We start from the raw sequence: 21,232 nt of genomic DNA, 5'->3' as shown, positions 1-21,232 counted from the left end.
ATTCTTAATTCAATTCTAACTCGTTTTTAACTCGTTTCTTTTTGAGTTAAAACGAGTTAAGAATTAACAACTTTGTACTTAGAATATTTTCCCCCACATAACAATTTCAAACGACCTTCTCCTTGAAGTTTTTTTATAACTGTATATGCCTGTGAAGGAGATACTTTCAACAATTCAATTACATCTTGCTTTGTGATAATTCCGTTCTGAGTATTTGCCAGCTTCATTACTAATTCAGGATATCTAATACTGTCTATGTCTGTTTGTCTAACATACTGTATTGCTTTCTTATTCTCACGATAAATCTTTTTTCCCAGAATGCAAGTGCGATTTTTTCCTTTTCCGGATGCTTCCACCAATCCAGATTCAATCATAAACTCGATTGCCGATCTGATCTTATTTTCTCCCAGATTTGTCAACTCAACAATCCGTTCAACAGTACATCTTCTTTCGTTATTAAGAACCGACAAAATCATTAACACATATATTGATAACGGTTTCCCCTGTCTGTTTTGCTCATCCGCAACAAATTTTGCAAACGGTAAATCTGCTTTTGCTCTTTGAATAAATAATTTAACAGATCTACTGGTGGACTCAGAATAGTCTGGCCATGGTCTTCCAAAAATGATAGATCCTTCATAAATTCTATCAATTCCTCTTCCCGTTTTCTCAGCTAAGCCAATTCGTTTCATTGCATCTGCAAGTGCCGGATTACGTCCATGTGGTTCTACTGTAAGAAGATTTTTTAAATTAACCCCATCTATAAATCCGCCAGGATTACTAATAGTCATTCCTTCATCATCTATCAAAACCCTTACTGAGCCAAGCATAGTATAATCCCTATGGCAAAATGCATTTACCAAACCTTCTCGAAAAGCAGCCCAGTCAAACTCCGGGATTGGAATTCTAAATAAGCCATACTCGGTCTCTCTTTCCGGATTCCATGCTTTGACATATGTCTCATAGTTCTCGAACAATTCAAGAAGAGGTTTATTACTATCCTCATTTACACGGACAGCTGTTCCCTCTAAAACCTGAAATGCAGCTTTCGCTGTTGGTAGCAACTCTGCAATGCGTTCCTCCTTACCAATTAATAGCATACCTGTAACTGTTGGAACATAGTTACCAGCAACATTTGTAACAAGACGCAATGCAATATCCAATTCCTCATCCGGTAAAGAAAGTAAAGTTTTTTCGCCTCCAGATCTATTCTGGATGATTCGCCGAAGTCTTACTCTCTGATTTGGGTCCAAGTCATCTAAAGTAGCTCCTGCTAAAGGCTGAGCGGAATAATCAAGCATCCCAACGGATCTTTTGAAGTATCAATTCTCATTCCATCCTTCAACCAATCCGCTTTACTATAGCCAGTTCCTGTCAATTCAAATATTTCGCCTTTATAGCCTACAGCTTTAACCCATCCCCATTCTATAAGTCGGTCTAATGCTTCTACCCATCTTACTGATTCTCTTTTTGAGTCATCTGCCATGACCTGTTTACCAGACACAATAATCTGAGTAGAGCGGTTGCTAACGGTATGCTTTATACCCAAAGAAAATTATACGAGGAGTGAATTATTAAAAGTCAATGAAAAATAACAATAAAAAAACACTAAAGAAATTGGCAATCCTTGTAATAGGTTCTATAATTGCGGCTTATGGAATTACGAGTGTATGTTCCTTATGAAATGTTAGCTAAGGAACTTATTAAACGTATGAATGAATTTCAAATGATGGAAATAATGTATGGCTTTTTGCATTTTGCCTGATGATATACAAGACGAAAGATCAGTTCTCCTTCACGTCCCGCATCGGTGGCTTCCACTAATCCTGTGACATCCTCTCTTTCCATCAGTTTTTTCAAGATACCGAACTGGTTTCTGGTTGTATTTGAAATTTGATACTTCCACTCCGACGGCAGAATCGGCAGATCTGAATATCTCCATTTTTCATACTTCTCATCATAAGCCTCTGGCGGTGCAAGTTCTACCAGATGGCCCACGCACCAGCTGACCAGATACCCATTTCCTTCCAGGTATCCGTCCTCTCTTTTATCTGCTCCAATCACCTTTGCAATAGACTGTGCTACAGAAGGCTTCTCAGCGATCACTAACTTCATTTTCTTTTCCAAAATTTATTTCCTTCCTTCAATTTTTTATTTGCTTTTTGATAGCATCAATGCTATCATATATGTAGAATAAATATTTCTATTCGGAGAACATATACTAATGTACAACATTGAATTTTACGAAGATTCCAATGGCAAATCAGAACTTTGGGAATTTCTTGAATCCCTTCGAATTAAAGCTGCCACAAACAAAGATGCGCGAATCCAATACAAACAAATAAGTTTGTATATCCAGCTTCTCGAAGATAATGGTACACGGCTTAACGAAAATATCACAAAACACCTTGATGATGATATCTGGGAGTTACGACCAGGCAACAACCGTGTTTTATACTTCTATTTCAAAGATGATACGTTTGTGCTTTTACATTAATTTCGCAAAAAAACTCAAAAAACTCCAAAACGCGAGCTTGATAGAGCAAAGGCTGAACGCGACGATTATCTTGCCCGAAAGGAGGCTAAATAATTATGAAAACCTGGAATGACTATAAGCAACATGTAAGAACCGTTGATCCTGAAATGATAAAAGAAATGGATGAGGTTGAAAATATCTCAGCCATTGTGAGTGCCATGGTTGAACAGCGCACTTCTCTAGGACTCAGTCAAAGAGATCTTGCTGCTATGTGTGGTATTCCACAATCATCTGTAGCACGCATTGAGTCCTGTAAAACAACTCCAAATCTTGGAACTTTGCTTAATATTTTTCAGCATCTTGGTCTGCAACTTACTGTAAGTCCAATAAAGCCTACCATATAAAGTCAAGGAGAATCTCCACAAAGAGGTTCTCCTTTTTATGTATCCCCACCTTTATCTTCCTGTCGAACCGAAAGCTCCCGTTCCACGTTCTTTCCAGTTTTCAAAAGTAAAGTCTGGTATCAGAACTGGCATGATCACAAGCTGTCCCACCTTATCACCCATCTTGATTTTATATTCCTTGTTTCCGATATTGGAGATGATTGCATGAATCTCTCCTGTATAACCGGAATCGATGGGAGGCAATTCACACACAATTCCCTGAGCGCTTAATCCGCTTTTAGGAAATACAAAACCCGCATATCCATCAGGAACCAAAAGTCCAAATTCCAAAGGTATCTTGCAAATTTCTCCCGGTCGGATCACTGCATCCCTGGGACTGAATACATCAGCCCCTGCATCATTCGCATGTGCCCTTTCCGGGCACCTGCCACCATAATCAAGCAACCGTATCTTCATCTAACACTCCTTCCCCCCAATCCCACATCACATACTTTTGGAAAGTCCGTCCGAATAATATCTGTCGGTAACATCATGTTCGGAATATTTTTACCACAGGTCATCTTTCCTTCCTCACAGCCACCATTCATACAGAATGGACCACAATCAGAAAACAGCTCTCCGTTCTGCTTCAAAAGTTCTTCCCAGATTTTCATCATCACATATCTGGTTTCCCTGGTGTTTCTCCTGCATGTTCTCTGTCGAATCATGTGCTTCCACTGATACGGTGTTGCACTGATCAGAAGAATATTTCTCATTCCCTGCGGTGCGCAGTATCCGGCTGAATCATTATCAACTCCGGCAGCAATCATCTTCTGGTAATTTTTCATTGCCATACTGCACTGTTTTAAATATTCTTTTTCCGAACCTGTCCCCATCAGATCATAGGGAATGACAAAATCCTCTACCCCTGAATAGTCGCTATATTGCAGGCTTGCCGACATATACTTCACTTCATTCTGGTGTCTGGTGATCTGTGCCAGGAATCGCCTGGATGCTCCAACGATCACCACATTACTGATTCCAAATTTCTGAATGGTCGGATAAGGCAGCTTTACGAGATTTGCTACAGTAGATCTCTGGTAGGTCTTTTCATAAAGATCCATAAAATCACTCAGACAGGAAATCTGATGTCCTCTCTGTGTCAGCCTTGCTGCGCAGACCATCATCTTTTCTGCCTGATCAATAGATTCCGGATTTAAGATTTTTATCGTAAATCCCATTGTTCCATCATCCACTTTTTCAAGCAGCTCTGGAATCAGTTTGGTAAGTTTCAAATATCTCTGTACCTGCTTTGGACTGTCCCCACATTCTTCGCTTATGACTTCCACGCTTTTTTACCAGTTAAATAGTCAACCTGGCTACATTTCCTTCTTCCTGCCTTTCGCTTGAGTACATCATATTTCATCTTATAAGCAAATGCTTTTTCGCTCGGTGAAATCCGCTCCCTCTGTAAATTAGCATCTATCATTGAAATAATATTCTTTTGATATTCCTGGTCTTTATCGTTATCGTTCGACATATTACTCCTTCCATTTCATCCATAATAGAATACTATTTTCTTCTATAAATCAGAACCGAGTAATATGTGGAAGATTTTGGACATATTAGCGTGATTTTTTCCAGATAAAACCAGACACCCAACACATATCAATATTTTTTATTATTTGTACCAAGGACAGATTATGGGGATATTTTCCTATATTCTGTACCTTTTCTGTATGTTATTACTACGGACACAACAGCCGCAAGATATCCTGCGACTACTATATTGATGACCGGATGCTGCTGCCGGAAAATGCAAAGGCATAGAACCTAATGGGTGCTCTATGCCTTTTATTTATTCATTTTCTGGAAAATTAAGTTTTCCTTTTAACCCACTGTCTTCAATAATGATACTCTCCTTTATATCTTCAGGTAACTTACTTGCATTTATTATATTTTCAACATCTTTACGCAAATTTCCCTCATCCCATGGGCTTAATATTATAGTTAATCCTCTAAATATTTCTGGTTTCAATCGTAAATCTATATACTCCCATCCTGGATTCTGATTTCCTGAAAGTGCACAAAGAATCCTTGTTTCCTTTTCATACTCCCACGGATTAGACTTTTTCTTCCCTAGTACCGTTGGATCACATCCTTTTATACTTATGGGTGGAATGCTGGCATTCACAATTTTTCCAAAATCAACATTTGTATTTCCAACATATGAAGAAGTAAAAGTATCATCTTTGCATGGCACATATTCTATATCAAACATAAGCAATACATCAATAAACCCTCTCAAATCATAATCACTACTATTTGAACTATGACTGGAATTTATTATATTGTCTAACTCATCTGAGATAAAAGCACATTTTTTGTTACCCTCTACTAACGCATAATCAGTATATATACAATTTTCAAAATTAGATGCAAAATTATTAAACCGCATCATAATCTTATTTTTTCTAATTTTTTTCCCATAGTACATCCAAAAAGGAACTAACTCATGATCCGATTGACAAAAACATGTAATAAACCTGCTCTTGGCAAATTCGGTGATACCAATTCTTTCCTTTTCTACAGGATCATTCAAATTTGCATTTGAAAGGCTGCTACTTCTTAGCGTCATATTTTCAAATATCAATTTGAATGTCTCTATTTCTGTTGTATATACCTAATATATTTTGTACATTCAAATTATTTATTGGAAACAAATACAAAATTTTGTTACCTACCCCTGTTTTTATCATTTGCACCAGCAATAATGGTAATATATATACCCCTAATGAAACAGCTAATACTGACATAGATGAATGCATAAGAGCTGATATTAACAATGTTACACTCTCAACAAATCCAATACCAACTAATTGCATGACAAGAATTAAAAAGTATATTTGAATATGGTTATATTGCAAAGGGAAGTCAAATAATCCCAACGACAAATTTGTTTGTATGTCTGAATTCCATCCGCTCATATCATACATTGTAGAGAAAACACCTATGTTGACCAATTGAAAAATAATAAATAAACTCACTGTAATAATACTTGTCGCAATCAATTTAGCAAATATCATTTTGTTTCTTCCATATTTTGTAACTAACAGAATCTGATTGATATTTTTAGAATTATCATCTGAAAACACTATGGAAGATACCAATATTGTAATTATGGACAAAAGAGCATATATATATCCAAGTACTCGATATAAGTCTGTCCATGGAACATAATTTCCTAATGTCAAAGGAGTATCAAATTTTTTAAATCCAACCTCGTCCAATGAATATAAATCCACGTCTTCTATTGTTAATCTTTGGCCTTTATTAACCTGTTCAATCATTTCTGAATAAACATTTTCGGCATCTTTTGAAAAAAAAGTATCTCCCATTTCCCAATAAAATGGATAAAAAGGCTTATTAACAACTTTTTGCTCTTCATTCTCTTGGAAATTATTCATAGAATCAGACAGAATCATTTTAACTTTTTCATCTGTAAACTCTCCAGAATATTTTTCATCTATTATTACATCGAGGCTCTTTTCAAACCCCTTTTTCTTATTACTCGCTTCACTCATTGATAGCTGTGAATAGTGATACCCAACAAAAAAAATCCCCAGAAGGACTAAGCATCCTACAACAATCCCACCAAATACAGTTCGGTTTCTCAATATTTTCCCAAGTTCAAACTTAATTAGCGATGTCATACTCTCATTCCCCCTCTCTAAAATAAAACAAATACAAATCTTCTAAAACCGGATCAACTTGTTTCGCATTTGCAAAAGGTTTTTCCCTTGAAATAAGTCGAAGAACAACTCCGTCTTCTCCATATTTACGATTACTTACTGTATATACTTGCTCAATTCGATTTACTTCTTTTTCTGGAACCAGGCATTCCCATACACACTTGTTAATATCTTTCAACAAATATCTTATTGTGCCTGTATTTTCAATTCTACCTTTTTTTAGAATAATGATTTCATCTGCTATATATTCTATATCTGATACAATATGTGTAGACAATAATACTATTTTTTCTGATGCAAACGAACTTATCAGTTTTCTAAATTTAACTCGCTCTTTGGGATCGAGCCCTACCGTAGGTTCATCTAATATTAAAATTTCCGGATTATTAATCATTGCTTGAGCGATACCTAGTCTCTGTTTCATTCCGCCAGAATACTTTCTGATTTTTTTATTTTTCACATCATCTAAGCCAACCTGAATCAATAAATCTAAACATCTCTTTTTTGCTATTTTCCCATTTAAGCCTTTCAATGAAGCGATATACATCATAAAATTTAATCCTGTAAAATCAGGATAGTATCGAAAATCTTGTGGTAAGAATCCAAGAATCGAGCGATAATATTCTGCTTGCAGAGCAATATCTTTATGGTCATATTGTATATTTCCACAATTTGCTCTCATCAGTCCACAAATAATACGAAATAAAGTTGTTTTACCCGCCCCATTAGCACCTAATATTCCGTAAATTCCAGGAGTAAATCGATACGACACATCATCAAGCACAGTTACATTCCCATATTGTTTTGTTATATTATTAATAGTTAATTCCATACTGAAGCTACCTCCCATTTGATTATTTTAGTTTGAGAATATAAGATAATCCCTAATATTGTCGTTGTAATGAAATATGCTATTCCCCAATAAAGCATTCGGATTTCATATATTTTAAAGATATTTGCAATTAAAATAACTGCGACACAAATACTTCCCGATATACACCATAGGAAATAATTATGTAATTGCTTTCTCCATATAGTTATAAGCGAAAATAAAATAATGCAAACAATATTGTATGGAACAAGTACATAGACTAATATCTGATACAAAGGCAAAGATACTATAGATTTAGTCATAAGAGAAAGCAAAATAACAATTACCATATCAATAATGCCAAAAATCAATAATTTCATCATAATATGTTGTCGCAAATCATATTTGAATGTCTGTTCCAATTCCCACATTCCTGTAGTAAAACTTTTGAATAATTCATCTAAAAAAAATAAAGCCGAAATGAATATTACACCTGTAATGCATAACATTATTTCACTTATCGGCTGTAAATTTTTAAAATTTAATGCCATAGTTATCCCTGATAGAAAGATGAATAATTGAATTATCCAAGTATGAACATGTATGAAGCGAAAAGTTGACAGGAATAGCTCAAAGTAAGAATGTCGACTCATTTCAAGTCTAATCATTATTTCATATCCTAATTCGATGGTTTTTTCACGTCCTTCTATATCACCTTCTAATTTATAACCAGCCAATTTCGATATAATATCTTTTTTATCCATCATAAAATTCCTCTCTTTCTAAAACTTTTTCTAATTTTCTAAGGCCTTGATAAATACGTGACTGTACAGTAGATACCCCCACGCCAGTAATTGTCGCAATATCTTTTACCTTTAAATCGTGATAATACCGTAGTATCACAACCTCTCGTTGTATTTCAGGAAGTAAATCAAGTGCTTTTTGAACCGTTTCTTTTCTCTCATCATGTAATATTTCATCAATCAATGAAGTGTCTAAATCAGTTGTAAAATTATCTGTGAGTTCTATTTGCTCAATATGTCTTTTTTTCAAATAATTATTGCAAGTATTGACAGCCATAGTGTATAGATAATTTTGAAATTTTCCTATGAATCGGTATCTAGGTAAACTTTCTACCAATTTTAAAAAAATATCCTGTGTTAAATCAGAAGCTATATCGCAGTCTCCATAACATCTGCGAACACAATAAAAATACACACTATCATAATATTTATGTACTAAAATATCCCATGCATCAGGATCTCCCATCTTAATTTTGTTTATTATCATCCAGTCTTGTATCATATCCATCACTTTTCTCTTAATTATTCTTCTCTATATATAAACAACTAACCTTAACAAATCATTTAAAAACACAAAAACTTTTTATATTTTTTTATATTTTTTTACAATATGATAAACTATTCTTCCCCTCATGAGCAAGGGATTAGGAGTTCCCTGTGGCGGTTAGTATGCAGTAGTTCGATTATCCTGTAAGCGTGAGTTTTCCAAACTTATCGGATTCTTGGTAGTTGCCTTAGTAGCCGTTGGTCTTGTATTCAATGCGTCCGGCGTAAAAGATGTATTGTTACAGTTATTCAATAAGATTATTGGAGCATAAAATTAGTATTGCTATTGTGCGGACATTTGCATATAATAAAGATAGATGGAAATACTACTCACGAAAGGAGATGTTTTATATGGCTACAAAATCAGCAAATTTATATGCAAGGATTGAACCAGATGTCAAAGAAAAAGCAGAAAGTATCCTGTCTACACTTGGTATCCCTGCTTCCAGTGCTATCAATATGTTTTATAAACAGATTATCTTACAGAGAGGACTTCCGTTTGAAGTAAAAATACCATCTGACAGACCTGTTGATATCAGCACATTATCAGAAGCAGAGTTCAATGAAGAATTGGAGAAAGGATATGCGGATATGCAGGCTGGACGGACAAAAAATGCGAAGAAAGCATTTGCTGACATTCGCAAGGATTATGGCTTATGATATATGAAGTAGAATTATCCGAACAGGCTGACAGTGATTTGAGAGGGATTTTTGAATATATTTCTTTTGAATTACAATCGCCGGAAAATGCAAGCGGACAGCTTGACCGTCTGGAAGAACAGATATTAAGTCTGGATACGATGCCGGAGCGTTATCGAAAATATGAAAAAGAACCGTGGAAAAGTCGTGGACTTCGTGTATTACCAGTAGACAATTATGTGGTACTTTATATTCCAGACAGCGATAAAAAAGTTGTAACAATACTTAGAGTAATGTATGCCGGACGGGACATAGACAATCAGTTAAATCTCCACACAAAGCAATAAAGGATATGATTTAAAGCAGCCTTTCATTTATGATCGACTGCTTTTTTCATATTCAAAATTAAAAAGAAAGGGCTGAATTACGATGGAAGAATGTAGCGTATTGATTGAAACGACCAAATCAGCAGAGGATAACACCGAATTGCTGAACTGGAACAGCAGATAGAGAAAGGACGTGATATAGATGAACGAATCCAGAGAATTAAAGAACGCCGAACAGTTGGAAGAGCTTCTGCTCCTGACCGAGGAGATACAAGAAGAACTGGAACAGAAAGACCAGCTTATCGTGGAACTGAAGACGCAGCTCAACGAATCTCTGATCTTGAACGAGAAATTAAACAAAGAGAACAGAGCCGGGAATATTCAAGCATTAAAGAACGACTTGAAGCTGGCAGACAGAGCATTGCGGAACGAGAAAGAGAAGCTGCGAAGCGCAAACGTCATGATCGGGGAATATCAAAATAAAATACGCTGTTTAACACAACAACGGGATTATGCCCGGACACATCAGAAAATCGTAGAGATACCGGTAGAAAAGCCGGTACTCTATGAAAAATGTGAATCCTGTGACCGGACAGCCTATCAGAATGAAAAAGCGAAATACGGAACACAAAAAGAGCGACTTGCCGGACAGTATAAAGCAAAAACGGTAATGTTCCAAACAACCTTGTTCCTTCTTGCATGGTATTCGCTGACAACCACTCTTTTTCAGGCAGTACAGTCCGATGTGTTCCTTTCCGATTGTAAATCATTCTTCCATGATGCAGCGTCATTCCTACAAACTTTTATCGGTTGGACAATTGATGCCGGGCAATCTGTGGCACAGATTAGCACAAAAATTCCAAATCCTTTTATAGCCGGAATGGTATATTGGTTATTTCTGATATTGGTTGTCGGAATATGTGTGGCAGGGACAGGGATACTGGCGATACTGATAGAAATAAAGGTTATAGAATTATATAAGAAAAACTGTTGGGATGTTATTACTCTACTGATGATACTGACAAGTACTGCTGTCATCATTTATTTTGGAGAAGCAATTAAAAAAGCACTTTCCGTAAATCTTCTATTGCTTTTCGTACTTTCTCAGGGAGTATATCTTGGAATCAGATGTTATTTGAAAAATCGGTTAGGTACCAAGCAATATTGGTGAAAACATGCTAAAAAACGTATAATAGCAGGGGATAAAACATCGTCCCCTACTATTATATAAACAGCGAAGTTTTACCCATCTCTCTCTTTTGAAAGATTCGCTACTTGTGGAACCGAGATATAAGGTTTCGCCTGTGTTCTTTGGTGTATCACTACCACATTTCTCTGTACCGATGTAATCTTTCTGCATACGGAAGCAAGAGATACAATATTCCTTATTTTAAAACATAATTACAATTCCTGTTTGACAAGAACGATCATCATAGAAGGATTGTATTTGTCCCCACTCATAATAATATTCGACGCCTGTCATACTCTTTTTACTGGGAGTACCTAAGCATTTCCTTAAAAACCTATTATTTTCTTCTTGCAACTTTTCTAAGACTGTACCATTCATTGTCTCATATTTCGTAGAATACTTTTTGTCTGCTCGAACCAATTCAATCTTTTTTACTTTTCCATGTCTTCCATAGATTGTAACATAAAACTTCTTATAAAGCCATTTTAAAGGTTTCTTAGAAATCAATATTGTATAAGAATACTCTGTTTGAGCAATCTTAAAATCAATTTCTTTAAATAGGGAAATACTTCCTTTGGGAGTAATTTTATATCCCCCTATTTTTAACATATCTTCCTTTAGCTCATCCTTTATTTGGATAATCTCCATACTTACTATAAAAACAACATAGCCTTCACACACTACAACGGTAACTATTTTTGCCCATAGCACATCTGGAACAAACATGTTCCAAGCTATAACAGGAAGCAAAGCTACTCCTACCGCAGTCACCAGTAGAAGCACCCTCCAAATATAATTTTTCTTTCTTTTTCCTTCATTAGTTAAATTTTCATCATAATAAAGATGACCTGGGGCTTCGAATGAGTTTAATAGAAATTCCTTTAAAAATGACACCAGAACCGCTCCCCAAGAAGATTTCTTTTGTTCCTTCATATTACCCAATCTCCTCTGCTATATGATTATTTTTCATTCTATTTTTTACTTAACTTATACATTAGCAAGATTTTTAGTTATTCTTCTAACAATATTTTTATCCCCGCTTTTTCTGCTTTATGCGAAAAGTCAACAGCAAATCCCCATCCCATCTCTGCAAATTGCCATTTACAAAAAGAAAAACTGCAACAGCAGATAGCTTCCGAAGAAGAAGCAATAAGCAGCTTGAAAGAAAAATTAAAAGATCTGGATACTGCCGATCAGAATGTTGATGCCATCCTTCAGATGCAGATTCCGGAACCAGTAAGATCAAAAACCAAGGATCTCGAACGATAACTATTACAAAACAAAGGAGGAACTATCACATGACACAAGAAGAATTTAATGTTGTATTTGAACTTCAGATGAGAAAGTGTGCCGATATTCTGGCACATAAAAAGAAAGAATATACCGGTGATAATATTGACCGTCTCAGTGCATTCAAGATTGCTGCCGCTTTACAGAACTGCGATCCAAAAGCAGCACTGGCCGGTATGATGTCGAAACATGTCGTATCCCTTTACGATATGTGTTATTCCACTCTGTTACATTTTGACATGGAACAGTGGGATGAAAAAATCACAGACTGCATCAATTATCTGATCCTTTTAAAAGCTCTGGTAAAGGAGGAACAGGCCTATGGATCACATTGAAACAGCTATCTTAAACTGCTATGGAATCCGGGAAGCAGAACAAAATATGGTCTTTGCTGCCAGACTCACACAACACGGTCATACGATCCAGAACATGGCAGATCTGATGGATCTTTACCGTCAATCCTACAGTCAGAAGACTGTAGAAAACATTGCAGGGCTTCCGCATCCAACCGTGCAGAAATTCATGGTCATTACCGTAGCTGTTGTTGGTGCAAGCAGACGCTTCCTGGCACAGATCACAAGACATCAGAACGAAGTAAAGTACATGAGTGCATCTCTGCAGTACAGCAATTATTCCGGTCATGCTGCATTTGCTATTCCATATGGAATCATGAAAGCAGATAAAGAAATCCAAGATATTTACAAGAAAAGCTGTCAGTCAGATCTGGATCATTATGCAGAGCTTTGTGCCTCAGGCATTGATCATGATTCAGCCGGATATGCCACACCTCAGGGACTTCGAAACGTACTGATCATCAGCGCGACACCTTACCAGTGGAAGCATATGATTGGCCAAAGAACCTGCCGAAGAAATACGGATGAAACAAGGATTGTGATGCTACAGATCTGGCAAAGATTGTACAAATTGAGCCCAATCCTTTTTGCACCGGATCTTACCGGTCCATTCTGTCAGAGAGGAAGCTGCATAGAAAAACAGATGTCCTGCCAGAATCCTATTTCAAAGTTTTGGATACCGTCAGATATCTTAAAAGCAGATTATCCATTGCTCATCAGGAAGGAGGTGAGCAGCCATAAAGATTAAACTGATTGACTTTGGTCTGAAAGCAGATCATCATCCCTTCCGGCCACATGAAAATGATGCCGGTGCGGATGTATTCATGCCTTATGATTGCGTATTAAAGCCAGGCGAAGTTGCGAGAATTCCGCTTGGATTTGGTCTCATCATCCCGGATGGATTTGCCGGATATGTCTTTCCACGAAGCAGCATGGCTGCAAAAGGACTGGTATGCGAACTTCCACCGATTGACTCCGGTTACCGTGGTGAGATCCATGCCATTATCAGCAACGTGAGCACATCTTCTCAGATCATTCATAAAGACACACGCGTCGGTCAGCTGGTGATCACACCGGTTGTGATTGCAGACTTTGTCCTGGATCTCGGTGAAGAACGAGGAACTGGGGCTTTTGGAAGCACAGGAGAATAATACTATGATTACATTTGGAAGAAAATTAAAACACTTAAGACAGAAAAATCATTTCACCCAGAAAGAACTTGGCATGGCTGTTGGATTTCCCGACAGCTGTGCTGATGTCCGGATTGCTCAGTATGAAAGCGATGTCCGAACACCAAAAGAGGATCTTATGAAAATCTTTGCATCAACACTCGGTGTTCCGGTTGAACTCTTTACTGTACCGGTACTCTCAGAACCTAGGGAATATGAGGCGGCGGAGTATTGGAGGTATGAGTTAGGGGCGGAACTAGATTAATTGTCATAATACTGATATGAGGCAACGGATTTTCCGCTGCCTCGCTTTTATCATTTTGAGGGTAATTGAAAATATCCTCCTGTGTTGAGCAATCCTCTTTTTCTGCGCTTTATCTGCATATCTATATATTTCATTTTATTTCTGTTCCATCGATAAAAAGCACATATTTATCCGGATTATGAACAATATCATAATCTTTTCCATATTCAATCGGTCTAAATTCTATCTGCATAATGGATTTTCCATTTTCGATATCTTCTTTCCAAGAATATACGGTCATATCAAGGCTGGTTGCATATCCATGATCTGTAGAAAATTTTATTGAATGAAATGAATTCTCTTTGTACATTTTTAAAAGCAGTCTTGTAAATGCTTCTTTATCAGAAATATTTTTTCTGTTAGCAACTACTGTAAGATTCTCATCTCTATTCATAGAAAAACTGCCAACTACATCTGGCTCACCTTCTTTATGCTTTAATAAGCTTTTCCCAATTATCATTCCAACAATAATCGAAAAAACGATAGCAACAAATACAAGTGTTATATTTTTTTTCTTCATTTTATCAAGTTCCTTAGAATTATATATAAGTCTTTAGAACTACTATATCATATTTTCACGTTAAACCAAATAAAAAAGAAGAGCAATAAGCCCTTCCATCTTCTTATTCACGTATTTATTCCACCAATGCTCTCACTGCATTGATAATTCTCTGTTGCTTTTCTTTCGGTAGTTTCTCTATCATTTCAGATAATTCATTCGTAACGCCGCTAACCGAATGTGTCACAACATCAATCAATAGTGTATCTGCTGAAACATCTAATGCATTTGCAATCGCAATAAAAGTATCAAGTTTTGTTACTTTCAGTCCTCTCTCTATAACACTTACATGAGTTGGACTCAAGTTTACCAGTCCTGCCAATTCTTCTTGTGTAAGATTCTTAGCTTCCCTTGCAGCTTTTATTCTCTGACCAACCGCCTTTAAATCCATTGTGACACCTCCTTTAGAACGATAATTCGGTCTAAAATTAGTATAACGATTGATCTTTAAAACATACAGAATCTACAGATTGTTAACTTGTTCTTTAGAACTATTTTAAATTAAAAAGGCCCAAAAGGGCACTTTCCCTTTTGAGCCTATACACTTTATCAGCTAACGTATTTTGCTTTCATTTTTTCTCATGGTCATGAGGCTTTTTTCTCTTAAATCGCATTCTATGAATCCTTCGATTGCTCTTTCTGTTCTTCAATAATTCGTTCGGTTGCTTTATGAATTCTATCCTTGGAATAGGGTGGTCTTAAATTCAATGATAACCGCCCTTTTTTAATCATATACGTTTCACTACCATCCTCCGAAGATCCTTTCAACCAGCAATCATCCGGATACTTCTCCGCAAAAGACCTCAACCGTTTCTGCAAGCTCTGATTGAAGGTATACACATCATAGAATCCATCATCTTCATTAGTCAGAATAATCGTTTCTTTTTCACACTTTAACCTTCGCATATTCTATCCCCGCTTTCTTTCCATTTCCTGATCCAGGTACTTTGGTATCGGCTTTCCGGACCGGCGAGCAATGGCAATCTGTTTTTGATGCAGTCGTTTGATTACGGACCTTCGTTTCTTAGGTTTATTATTTTGTTGATTTCGGGACGTCTGTTTGTTGTTGCGTGCATCAGAAATTTTTTCCAGGTTCTTCTTCTGATTATTCACCAGACCGTCCACCATATCATAGTTAGCTTCTGTACCAGATTCTCTGCTTCGTTCATAAGTGCCGTTCTGGTAGAATTTCTGGTAATGTTCCAGACGGATTTTACCATCTTGTTTTAGCTGTTCGACCGGATTTAGCGGTACCTGCTGTTGGATGTAATCATGAATCTTTTGTTTTGTCTTTTCATCGAATTTCTTACATTCTTCGACAACCATTTTTCCATAAGCATCCAGGATAACACCCTGGGCCTGATCTCGGTATACCTGATGTTCCATCAAATAAAACTGTTTTCCATCAATAATGACGGTGTCTGTTGCAATCCAGTTCCCCTTTTTCCCATCAATCTGATAATTCTCAGTTTCCATAGTGATCAGTGCACCGGATGTGTTGATACGAATAAATCCGGCCAGATACTGTGGATAGTTCTCATCTACATAGTAGCAGCTGATTTCTCCATTCTTGTTCAATACGAGCACGTCACTGACTTCGCATTGATTTTTCGTCCGTTTCCAGATGTCAGCGACTTTTTCATTTTCCTGCATTTCATGAATCGAGATTAATCGGTAATTTTCGACAGTAATCGACACATTCTGCTGTCTTGCCTCTTGATATGGCAGATGCCACAGTGCTTTTCCTGCTGTCTGCTGATCTACTCGGTAGACTGCAAATTGATTAAGCTTCATAGGCATCATCCTCCAAGTTATTCAGATAATAATTCAGATCCAGAGAATAGTAGTATTTGTCTTCGATCTGCTGTAATTTTCCAACTGTAGAATTGATGATCTCAATTATTTCATCATTCTCAGGATCACTTTCTTCCTGTTCCAAAACTTCCAAAGCTTCTTTCAGTGTTTGGATTGTTTCTTCCTTTGTGTGCTGCTGGAAGATAGCAGTAATAGTCAGTTCGTTTTCTTCCAGGTTTACATTTCTCATAGGCTCATTTCCCCCCTTTTCTTTTTCGGTATTGGTTTCATCTGTATATTCAGCTCCTTCTCGTTTTTTTCTTCGCTTATATTTTTTTCGTTATCCACTTTCTTATTGGATTCCAGAGGATTTTCCACATTTGGATGTCTTTCTTCCAAGTATTTTTCCACACGACTGATTGCATTTTGCACATAAGAATTTTCTCTAAATCCAGGAATCGAATTCAAAAATTCTTTCTGTATTTTTCCTTCAATCATCAGACTCTGCATTCCTTCATAATCACTTCCGTCTTTCAGATCAAAGCCAACACATTTCAGTCCATGCATACGTTCTGATGGGATTTTCTCATAAGCTTCCAAGGCTTCTAGTAATGTCAGGTCATAATGTACTTCACCCATTACAGGAAATTCAGCACATTCAGCCGCATAAAAGCTGATACATGTAAGATCATTTTCATAATCCACATTTTCTATTTCCGGGACAATATCCTCTGTTGGAATAATCTGTTTTCCTTTTCGGGTAGCATATTGGGAATAGACCAGTTTCTCGATGATACCGGCTCTTGTTGCCGGAGTTCCTAATCCTTTCTTTTCTGTGTCTTCATCGAATTCCTTATTTCCAGCAGTTTCCATTGCCGCAAGGAGAGTATCTTCGCTGTATGGTTTCGGTGGAGATGTAAAATGCTCTGTCTTTTCTGCATCCACAGCATAGAAAGTCTGTCCCTGGGTTACTTTCGGCATCCTCTCTTTCATTTCCTGATCCGGATCTACGATTGCCATGCGATCCTTATTTTTGAAGCAGTTTTCAAAGAGTTTCCATCCATCCTGCAGGACAATCTTTCCTTTTGCTTTGAAGATTTCTTCCTGGCATTCCACTTCAATCTCTGTCTCCTGGTAAATGTGATCCTTACTCATTGCCATGACCGTATGGACTGCAATCAGGAAAAGAATCTTTTCTTCCCAGGATTTCAATTCATCCAGATGGCAGGATGCAAGTTCCATCGTTGGAATGATTGCATGGTGATCTGTCACCTTGCTGTTATTCATGACTTTCTTCACATCTGGCTGCTCCGGCTGATCAAACGGACCTGTCAGTTGATATTTCTCATAAATCTGACGAACCACATTTCTTGCGGTCTGCTCCATATCTTCGGTCAGATACTGGCTGTCCGTTCTTGGATAAGTGATCAGTTTCTTTTCATACAGGCTCTGAGCGGTATCCAGTGTCTGTTTGGCTGTCATTCCGTAGATACGGTTTGCTTCTCTCTGCAGTGTGGTCAGATCATAAAGCTTTGGTGCTTTTACTTTCTTTTCCGTTTCTTTTACTGCTGTGACAATAGCTTCACTTCCCTGGCATCTACTTCTTAACTGTTCCGCCTCATCCGGATCAAAGATTTTTGGCTTTACAGCCGGAATTCCATCACAATCGAGTTCCACATTGAAATACTTTTCTTTCTGGAAATTGCTGATCTGTCCGGCACGTTCCACCAACATGGCAAGTGTCGGTGTCTGAACCCTTCCAACGGTCAGCTTTTTGAAGTACTTTGTGGTGTAAGCTCTGGTTGCATTCATTCCTACCAGCCAGTCAGCCTGAGAACGGCATACAGCAGCTTCGGCCAGATGTCGGTATTCCTCTGCGGATCTCAGATGCTGCATTCCATCAAGGATTGCTGAATCTTCCAGAGAACTGATCCATAATCGTTTCACCGGCTTTTTACTTCCGGATAAGTCATAGACATGTTTGAAGATTAATTCTCCTTCACGTCCGGCATCACAGGCATTTACGACGTATTCAATTTCCGGACTGTTGAGCAGTCTTTTTAAGATATAGAACTGATCTTTCTTATCTTCTGAGACTGTAACTTTCCAGTCTTTCGGGATGATCGGGAGATCTTCATATCTCCACTGGTTAAATTTCTCATCGTAAGCATCCGGTGAAACATATTCGGCCAGATGTCCGAAGCACCAGCTGACCATACAGTCGGTTCCTTGTAAATATCCGTCTTCTCGTTCCTGTGCTCCAATCACTTCTGCGATTGCTCTTGATACACTTGGTTTTTCTGCAATTACTAAATACATGATGTATTACCTCCTTCATATAACGAAACGGAGAGAGCATGTTTTACAGCCCCCTCCACTAAAAAAGTTTATTTATTTTTCATTTTCTTCAAAATCTTCGTCTTCAGACTCTTCCTCATCCGGAACTTCTTCCAGTCCACCTGTTTCCAAACCTTCCGGCTGATCATCCTCATCTTCCTCTTTTTTAGGTTTATAGATCTTGAAGTAGTAGTAAGCTGCCACACCGCCGAGAGCCAAAATCAGGATTGTTGCCATTGCACCCATATTGGTTTTTGCAGATGCTGTTTTCTCCGGATCAATGGTAGCTTCCTTGTCTACATCCTCATTATTTGTTTCATCCAGCACTACCTTTGATTTATCTGGCTGTGGTGTTACGACAGTAGCAGTGCTGTCTTTATCCAGAAATTCGGACAGATCATTCTCATCAATCTGGGATAACATATAGACATTCTGTGATGTGGCACTACGGTCGATCACGATATAGAAAGTGTTGTTATTCTTCGTTGTAACCGTAAGAAATTCCTTTGTGGAATCATCGGTAATGTCATCCTTGACTTCACCATTGCCAGGTGTCGTAAATGCAGTTCCCTTGTCTGTTCCATCTTCCGGCAGCACCTCGTTTGTGTTTGTCGCCTCGTCCTTTTTCTCTTCTTTGTCTGTTGACTGTTCCGTCTGAGTTGTCTCTACTTTGGATGCCTCTGCCGATTCATCCACATAGGCAAATGCTGTGGTTGATGCTGTAAAAAGCATCATGACTCCCAACAGCAGTCCTGCCATTTTCTTATTCATTTTCTTCCATTTCACCATTCTGATATTCCTCCTTATTTTCTTCTGTGAATACAAAGGAGCCTGAACCTTCATCGTCAGACTCCCTGCTTACCTGAAATTTAACTTTTCCACTCTGGATACCATCCAAAAGATCATATAACTGATCATTATCCATCTTCATACCACGGATGCACCTGATCATCTCATTGTCCTCTTCCTGCTTTAATGCAGCCTGGACACCCCTAAGATATTGCTGCAGATCCGCGATCTTTTTCTCTGTCTTGGCAATCTCATCCAGATATTTTTTAATCTTTTTATTCAAACTTTCACCTCCCTTCGTTCACCCCTTTATGGCAGTCTTCCAAAGCACATGAAATGTTGCTGCCAGTAGGATGTGCTGATATTTGAGTAATGGATCGGATCCCCGCAATGGATCATCATATTGTTACCGACATAGATACCCACATGGCTTGCACCGGATGTGTTATACGTTCCCTGGAAGAAGATCAGATCTCCTGGTTTTGCTTCTTGCGGTGATACATAAGTACATACGCCTCTTAATCCATCTGCGGTCAATCGTCCATAGTTCCAGCCATTACCACAGTGGTTAATGACATAAGATACGAATCCTGAGCAGTCAAATCCGGACGGAGAGTAACCACCCCATACATAAGGTACTCCCAGATATTTTTCCGCTTCTCGGATCATCCGGGCAAATTCTTCATCCTGCAGTGCTTCCGGTGGAATCTCATAGCTCATTCCATTACCGCCTGATCCACTGGTCACATTGTTTACATCCCACAGATAATTTCTGTTTCCATAGGTCGTATTTAACGCATTGTAAATAATCAGCTGTTCTGCATTCAGATTGGCTCTTGCCACAGCATCAAAACTTCCATTTGTCAGTGTCACATACAGAATCTTCTTGGTGCTTGTACTGGTAACGGTTACTTCCTGACTGCCATTGTCATCTGCGATATAAGCTTCCCAGGTCTGGTGTCCATGAGCAGAGGCTGCAGCATGGTTATCATAGTAAACGTCAAACTGGACACCATATCGTGCAAAGGCTCCGGTATCCTCAACTGTGTATTCCACACCATTCATTACTACCTTAGTGCCAATCGGCACAAATGGATTGGAAGCATCTACAGCAATGGTATGGTTTGCAGTTGGATATGCACCACTGGCAGTTGGACCTCCGGACCATACACCACAACAGATTCGACAGTTACAATATCCGCTGGTCACTACCTGTCCTAATGATTCTCCGACTCGAACATTTCTGGTTTCTGTCACCGTTTCTGTTCGACCTTCTGTATTCAGATGATATTGTGCTTCAAAAAGAGTTCTCCTGTCATAAAAAGCTCCTGTGTCGTAAACGGAACAAAGATTGCTGTACTGGTAGTCGTAAGAGCCCGCCTGATTGGGATATGATTTACTCCCAACGGAACACTGCTCATCAATCCTTCTTCCTGCTGATAATCCAGACGTTTCAGCACACAGTTATATTTCTGTGCAATACCGGCCGTCTGGAAGATGGCATTATCCAGTGCCTGTTTTGTCTTTGCAGTATTTAAAAAGAGCGCTGTTACAAGGAACATACGCTCATTTCGTGACTGCAGGTCTTCTAACAGACGCTTAGCTTCTCCGCCATACGTGTTCAGATCCGATGGAAATAGCGATAGGTAAGCCTTTGAAGTTATCTCCAGCTTTTCCCCCGCTTCACACCGGACATGCGACTTTCACCGCAT

The 21,232-nt window shown here is 38.0% G+C and carries 28 protein-coding genes and 5 pseudogenes; 11 read left to right on the top strand and 22 right to left on the bottom strand.

Annotated elements, in window-relative coordinates; translation table 11 throughout:
• Positions 1-56: 56 nt before the first annotated feature.
• The 3 genes and pseudogenes from LKD36_RS14735 to LKD36_RS14725 all read right to left on the bottom strand — a co-directional run.
• On the bottom strand, positions 57-1,301 hold the full coding sequence (locus tag LKD36_RS14735; RefSeq protein ID WP_308460065.1) for an ATP-binding protein: 1,245 nt from the start codon (positions 1,299-1,301) through the stop codon (positions 57-59).
• On the bottom strand, positions 1,274-1,486 hold the full coding sequence (locus LKD36_RS14730; RefSeq protein WP_308460064.1) for a hypothetical protein: 213 nt from the start codon (positions 1,484-1,486) through the stop codon (positions 1,274-1,276). The genes LKD36_RS14735 and LKD36_RS14730 overlap by 28 nt, the downstream gene beginning before the upstream one ends.
• A gap of 254 nt (positions 1,487-1,740) precedes the next feature.
• Positions 1,741-2,115 (bottom strand): annotated as a pseudogene (locus tag LKD36_RS14725) (toprim domain-containing protein); the annotation flags it as partial.
• Between the two features lie 109 nt (positions 2,116-2,224).
• Here LKD36_RS14725 and LKD36_RS14720 point away from each other — a divergent pair.
• Both LKD36_RS14720 and LKD36_RS14715 read left to right on the top strand, forming a co-directional pair.
• Entirely contained in the window at positions 2,225-2,497 is a 273-nt protein-coding gene (locus LKD36_RS14720) for a type II toxin-antitoxin system RelE/ParE family toxin (RefSeq protein WP_331465251.1), read from the top strand.
• 95 nt (positions 2,498-2,592) lie between these two features.
• Positions 2,593-2,880, top strand: a complete 288-nt coding sequence (locus LKD36_RS14715; protein ID WP_308460063.1) for a helix-turn-helix domain-containing protein — start codon at positions 2,593-2,595, stop codon at positions 2,878-2,880.
• Positions 2,881-2,931: 51 nt separating this feature from the next.
• Here LKD36_RS14715 and LKD36_RS14710 read toward each other — a convergent pair whose 3' ends face one another.
• The 8 genes and pseudogenes from LKD36_RS14710 to LKD36_RS14675 form a co-directional block, all read right to left on the bottom strand.
• Positions 2,932-3,336, bottom strand: a complete 405-nt coding sequence (locus LKD36_RS14710; protein WP_308460062.1) for a dUTP diphosphatase — start codon at positions 3,334-3,336, stop codon at positions 2,932-2,934.
• Positions 3,333-4,043 (bottom strand): FAD-dependent thymidylate synthase, encoded by a 711-nt coding sequence (locus LKD36_RS14705; protein ID WP_308460078.1) that lies wholly within the window; start codon positions 4,041-4,043, stop codon positions 3,333-3,335. The genes LKD36_RS14710 and LKD36_RS14705 overlap by 4 nt, the downstream gene beginning before the upstream one ends.
• Before the next feature lie 48 nt (positions 4,044-4,091).
• Positions 4,092-4,360 (bottom strand): annotated as a pseudogene (locus tag LKD36_RS17600) (ParB/RepB/Spo0J family partition protein); the annotation flags it as partial.
• 357 nt (positions 4,361-4,717) lie between these two features.
• Positions 4,718-5,512, bottom strand: coding sequence for a hypothetical protein (locus LKD36_RS14695; protein WP_308460061.1), 795 nt, complete (start codon positions 5,510-5,512; stop codon positions 4,718-4,720).
• Positions 5,502-6,572 (bottom strand): ABC transporter permease subunit, encoded by a 1,071-nt coding sequence (locus LKD36_RS14690; protein WP_308460060.1) that lies wholly within the window; start codon positions 6,570-6,572, stop codon positions 5,502-5,504. The genes LKD36_RS14695 and LKD36_RS14690 overlap by 11 nt, the downstream gene beginning before the upstream one ends.
• A 4-nt stretch (positions 6,573-6,576) precedes the next feature.
• Positions 6,577-7,443 carry an ABC transporter ATP-binding protein gene (locus LKD36_RS14685; RefSeq protein WP_005334760.1) on the bottom strand — a complete coding sequence of 289 codons (867 nt, stop codon included), beginning with the start codon at positions 7,441-7,443 and terminating at the stop codon, positions 6,577-6,579.
• The gene (locus tag LKD36_RS14680; protein WP_005334761.1) at positions 7,434-8,189 is read right to left on the bottom strand and encodes a hypothetical protein; all 756 of its coding nucleotides are present in this window, start codon (positions 8,187-8,189) and stop codon (positions 7,434-7,436) included. Before LKD36_RS14680 ends, LKD36_RS14685 begins: the two co-directional genes overlap by 10 nt.
• Entirely contained in the window at positions 8,179-8,733 is a 555-nt protein-coding gene (locus tag LKD36_RS14675) for an RNA polymerase sigma factor (RefSeq protein ID WP_005334762.1), read from the bottom strand. The genes LKD36_RS14680 and LKD36_RS14675 overlap by 11 nt, the downstream gene beginning before the upstream one ends.
• Positions 8,734-9,122: 389 nt before the next feature.
• On the opposite strand from LKD36_RS14675, the gene LKD36_RS14670 reads away from it, so the two are divergent.
• The 4 genes and pseudogenes from LKD36_RS14670 (at position 9,123) to LKD36_RS14655 (ending at position 10,907) form a co-directional block, all read left to right on the top strand.
• Positions 9,123-9,431 carry a type II toxin-antitoxin system RelB/DinJ family antitoxin gene (locus LKD36_RS14670; protein WP_029471590.1) on the top strand — a complete coding sequence of 103 codons (309 nt, stop codon included), beginning with the start codon at positions 9,123-9,125 and terminating at the stop codon, positions 9,429-9,431.
• Positions 9,428-9,757 carry a type II toxin-antitoxin system RelE/ParE family toxin gene (locus LKD36_RS14665; protein ID WP_005334765.1) on the top strand — a complete coding sequence of 110 codons (330 nt, stop codon included), beginning with the start codon at positions 9,428-9,430 and terminating at the stop codon, positions 9,755-9,757. Before LKD36_RS14670 ends, LKD36_RS14665 begins: the two co-directional genes overlap by 4 nt.
• Positions 9,758-9,889: 132 nt before the next feature.
• Positions 9,890-10,219 (top strand): annotated as a pseudogene (locus LKD36_RS14660) (MobA/MobL family protein); the annotation flags it as partial.
• Positions 10,197-10,907 (top strand): DUF6040 family protein, encoded by a 711-nt coding sequence (locus LKD36_RS14655; RefSeq protein ID WP_008369915.1) that lies wholly within the window; start codon positions 10,197-10,199, stop codon positions 10,905-10,907. The pseudogene LKD36_RS14660 and the gene LKD36_RS14655, both read left to right, overlap by 23 nt.
• 219 nt (positions 10,908-11,126) lie before the next feature.
• On the opposite strand, the gene LKD36_RS14650 is transcribed toward LKD36_RS14655, so the two are convergent.
• Entirely contained in the window at positions 11,127-11,858 is a 732-nt protein-coding gene (locus tag LKD36_RS14650) for a hypothetical protein (protein WP_005334769.1), read from the bottom strand.
• Here LKD36_RS14650 and LKD36_RS14645 point away from each other — a divergent pair.
• Genes LKD36_RS14645 through LKD36_RS14625 form a run of 5 tightly spaced genes read left to right on the top strand, consistent with a single transcriptional unit; the run spans position 11,847 to position 14,002 of the window.
• The gene (locus tag LKD36_RS14645; RefSeq protein ID WP_308460059.1) at positions 11,847-12,194 is read left to right on the top strand and encodes a hypothetical protein; all 348 of its coding nucleotides are present in this window, start codon (positions 11,847-11,849) and stop codon (positions 12,192-12,194) included. The two genes, LKD36_RS14650 and LKD36_RS14645, sit on opposite strands and share 12 nt — an antisense overlap.
• Positions 12,195-12,223: 29 nt before the next feature.
• Positions 12,224-12,550: a hypothetical protein gene (locus LKD36_RS14640; RefSeq protein ID WP_029471619.1), complete on the top strand. Its 327-nt coding sequence runs from the start codon at positions 12,224-12,226 to the stop codon at positions 12,548-12,550.
• Positions 12,537-13,316, top strand: a complete 780-nt coding sequence (locus tag LKD36_RS14635) for an FAD-dependent thymidylate synthase (protein ID WP_308460058.1) — start codon at positions 12,537-12,539, stop codon at positions 13,314-13,316. The genes LKD36_RS14640 and LKD36_RS14635 overlap by 14 nt, the downstream gene beginning before the upstream one ends.
• The gene (locus LKD36_RS14630) at positions 13,306-13,719 is read left to right on the top strand and encodes a dUTP diphosphatase (protein ID WP_118001296.1); all 414 of its coding nucleotides are present in this window, start codon (positions 13,306-13,308) and stop codon (positions 13,717-13,719) included. The genes LKD36_RS14635 and LKD36_RS14630 overlap by 11 nt, the downstream gene beginning before the upstream one ends.
• A 4-nt stretch (positions 13,720-13,723) precedes the next feature.
• Entirely contained in the window at positions 13,724-14,002 is a 279-nt protein-coding gene (locus tag LKD36_RS14625; protein ID WP_308460057.1) for a helix-turn-helix domain-containing protein, read from the top strand.
• 130 nt (positions 14,003-14,132) lie between these two features.
• Here LKD36_RS14625 and LKD36_RS14620 read toward each other — a convergent pair whose 3' ends face one another.
• The 10 genes and pseudogenes from LKD36_RS14620 to LKD36_RS14575 form a co-directional block, all read right to left on the bottom strand.
• Entirely contained in the window at positions 14,133-14,561 is a 429-nt protein-coding gene (locus tag LKD36_RS14620) for a hypothetical protein (protein WP_003864549.1), read from the bottom strand.
• Between the two features lie 115 nt (positions 14,562-14,676).
• Positions 14,677-14,991, bottom strand: a complete 315-nt coding sequence (locus tag LKD36_RS14615) for a helix-turn-helix domain-containing protein (protein ID WP_005334796.1) — start codon at positions 14,989-14,991, stop codon at positions 14,677-14,679.
• A gap of 224 nt (positions 14,992-15,215) precedes the next feature.
• Positions 15,216-15,506 (bottom strand): hypothetical protein, encoded by a 291-nt coding sequence (locus LKD36_RS14610; RefSeq protein ID WP_005334797.1) that lies wholly within the window; start codon positions 15,504-15,506, stop codon positions 15,216-15,218.
• A gap of 3 nt (positions 15,507-15,509) precedes the next feature.
• Complete coding sequence (locus LKD36_RS14605; protein WP_005334798.1) at positions 15,510-16,394, bottom strand: YodL domain-containing protein; 885 nt, start codon at positions 16,392-16,394, stop codon at positions 15,510-15,512.
• Positions 16,384-16,644, bottom strand: coding sequence for a transposon-transfer assisting family protein (locus LKD36_RS14600; RefSeq protein ID WP_003864553.1), 261 nt, complete (start codon positions 16,642-16,644; stop codon positions 16,384-16,386). The genes LKD36_RS14605 and LKD36_RS14600 overlap by 11 nt, the downstream gene beginning before the upstream one ends.
• On the bottom strand, positions 16,641-18,713 hold the full coding sequence (topB, locus tag LKD36_RS14595) for a DNA topoisomerase III (RefSeq protein WP_308460056.1): 2,073 nt from the start codon (positions 18,711-18,713) through the stop codon (positions 16,641-16,643). Before topB ends, LKD36_RS14600 begins: the two co-directional genes overlap by 4 nt.
• A gap of 72 nt (positions 18,714-18,785) precedes the next feature.
• The gene (locus LKD36_RS14590; RefSeq protein ID WP_005334804.1) at positions 18,786-19,520 is read right to left on the bottom strand and encodes a CD1107 family mobile element protein; all 735 of its coding nucleotides are present in this window, start codon (positions 19,518-19,520) and stop codon (positions 18,786-18,788) included.
• Positions 19,495-19,803, bottom strand: coding sequence for a DUF4315 family protein (locus LKD36_RS14585; protein WP_005334805.1), 309 nt, complete (start codon positions 19,801-19,803; stop codon positions 19,495-19,497). The genes LKD36_RS14590 and LKD36_RS14585 overlap by 26 nt, the downstream gene beginning before the upstream one ends.
• 26 nt (positions 19,804-19,829) lie before the next feature.
• A pseudogene (locus LKD36_RS17595) lies at positions 19,830-20,831 on the bottom strand (C40 family peptidase); the annotation flags it as partial.
• Positions 20,828-21,157: pseudogene (locus LKD36_RS14575) on the bottom strand (VirB4-like conjugal transfer ATPase, CD1110 family); the annotation flags it as partial. The pseudogenes LKD36_RS17595 and LKD36_RS14575, both read right to left, overlap by 4 nt.
• Positions 21,158-21,232: the final 75 nt, after the last annotated feature.

It is taken from the genome of Hominiventricola filiformis, assembly GCF_020686965.1.
In the GTDB taxonomy this organism is placed as follows: domain Bacteria; phylum Bacillota; class Clostridia; order Lachnospirales; family Lachnospiraceae; genus Hominiventricola; species Hominiventricola filiformis.
This window is presented reverse-complemented; position numbering and strand designations above follow the sequence as displayed.

What these genes read in the sequence shown, in the direction of transcription:
- LKD36_RS14675 (WP_005334762.1), bottom strand. Translation starts at nt 8,733, where the DNA reads ATGGATATGATACAAGACTGGATGATAATAAACAAAATTAAGATGGGA.
- LKD36_RS14735 (WP_308460065.1), bottom strand. Translation starts at nt 1,301, where the DNA reads ATGCTTGATTATTCCGCTCAGCCTTTAGCAGGAGCTACTTTAGATGAC.
- LKD36_RS14720 (WP_331465251.1), top strand. Translation starts at nt 2,225, where the DNA reads ATGTACAACATTGAATTTTACGAAGATTCCAATGGCAAATCAGAACTT.
- LKD36_RS14600 (WP_003864553.1), bottom strand. Translation starts at nt 16,644, where the DNA reads ATGAGAAATGTAAACCTGGAAGAAAACGAACTGACTATTACTGCTATC.
- LKD36_RS14690 (WP_308460060.1), bottom strand. Translation starts at nt 6,572, where the DNA reads ATGACATCGCTAATTAAGTTTGAACTTGGGAAAATATTGAGAAACCGA.
- LKD36_RS14730 (WP_308460064.1), bottom strand. Translation starts at nt 1,486, where the DNA reads ATGGCAGATGACTCAAAAAGAGAATCAGTAAGATGGGTAGAAGCATTA.
- LKD36_RS14610 (WP_005334797.1), bottom strand. Translation starts at nt 15,506, where the DNA reads ATGCGAAGGTTAAAGTGTGAAAAAGAAACGATTATTCTGACTAATGAA.
- LKD36_RS14620 (WP_003864549.1), bottom strand. Translation starts at nt 14,561, where the DNA reads ATGAAGAAAAAAAATATAACACTTGTATTTGTTGCTATCGTTTTTTCG.
- LKD36_RS14605 (WP_005334798.1), bottom strand. Translation starts at nt 16,394, where the DNA reads ATGAAGCTTAATCAATTTGCAGTCTACCGAGTAGATCAGCAGACAGCA.
- LKD36_RS14685 (WP_005334760.1), bottom strand. Translation starts at nt 7,443, where the DNA reads ATGGAATTAACTATTAATAATATAACAAAACAATATGGGAATGTAACT.
- LKD36_RS14625 (WP_308460057.1), top strand. Translation starts at nt 13,724, where the DNA reads ATGATTACATTTGGAAGAAAATTAAAACACTTAAGACAGAAAAATCAT.
- LKD36_RS14680 (WP_005334761.1), bottom strand. Translation starts at nt 8,189, where the DNA reads ATGATGGATAAAAAAGATATTATATCGAAATTGGCTGGTTATAAATTA.
- LKD36_RS14635 (WP_308460058.1), top strand. Translation starts at nt 12,537, where the DNA reads ATGGATCACATTGAAACAGCTATCTTAAACTGCTATGGAATCCGGGAA.
- LKD36_RS14665 (WP_005334765.1), top strand. Translation starts at nt 9,428, where the DNA reads ATGATATATGAAGTAGAATTATCCGAACAGGCTGACAGTGATTTGAGA.
- LKD36_RS14670 (WP_029471590.1), top strand. Translation starts at nt 9,123, where the DNA reads ATGGCTACAAAATCAGCAAATTTATATGCAAGGATTGAACCAGATGTC.
- LKD36_RS14710 (WP_308460062.1), bottom strand. Translation starts at nt 3,336, where the DNA reads ATGAAGATACGGTTGCTTGATTATGGTGGCAGGTGCCCGGAAAGGGCA.
- LKD36_RS14615 (WP_005334796.1), bottom strand. Translation starts at nt 14,991, where the DNA reads ATGGATTTAAAGGCGGTTGGTCAGAGAATAAAAGCTGCAAGGGAAGCT.
- LKD36_RS14705 (WP_308460078.1), bottom strand. Translation starts at nt 4,043, where the DNA reads ATGGTCTGCGCAGCAAGGCTGACACAGAGAGGACATCAGATTTCCTGT.
- LKD36_RS14650 (WP_005334769.1), bottom strand. Translation starts at nt 11,858, where the DNA reads ATGAAGGAACAAAAGAAATCTTCTTGGGGAGCGGTTCTGGTGTCATTT.
- topB (WP_308460056.1), bottom strand. Translation starts at nt 18,713, where the DNA reads ATGTATTTAGTAATTGCAGAAAAACCAAGTGTATCAAGAGCAATCGCA.
- LKD36_RS14640 (WP_029471619.1), top strand. Translation starts at nt 12,224, where the DNA reads ATGACACAAGAAGAATTTAATGTTGTATTTGAACTTCAGATGAGAAAG.
- LKD36_RS14715 (WP_308460063.1), top strand. Translation starts at nt 2,593, where the DNA reads ATGAAAACCTGGAATGACTATAAGCAACATGTAAGAACCGTTGATCCT.
- LKD36_RS14590 (WP_005334804.1), bottom strand. Translation starts at nt 19,520, where the DNA reads ATGGTGAAATGGAAGAAAATGAATAAGAAAATGGCAGGACTGCTGTTG.
- LKD36_RS14655 (WP_008369915.1), top strand. Translation starts at nt 10,197, where the DNA reads ATGATCGGGGAATATCAAAATAAAATACGCTGTTTAACACAACAACGG.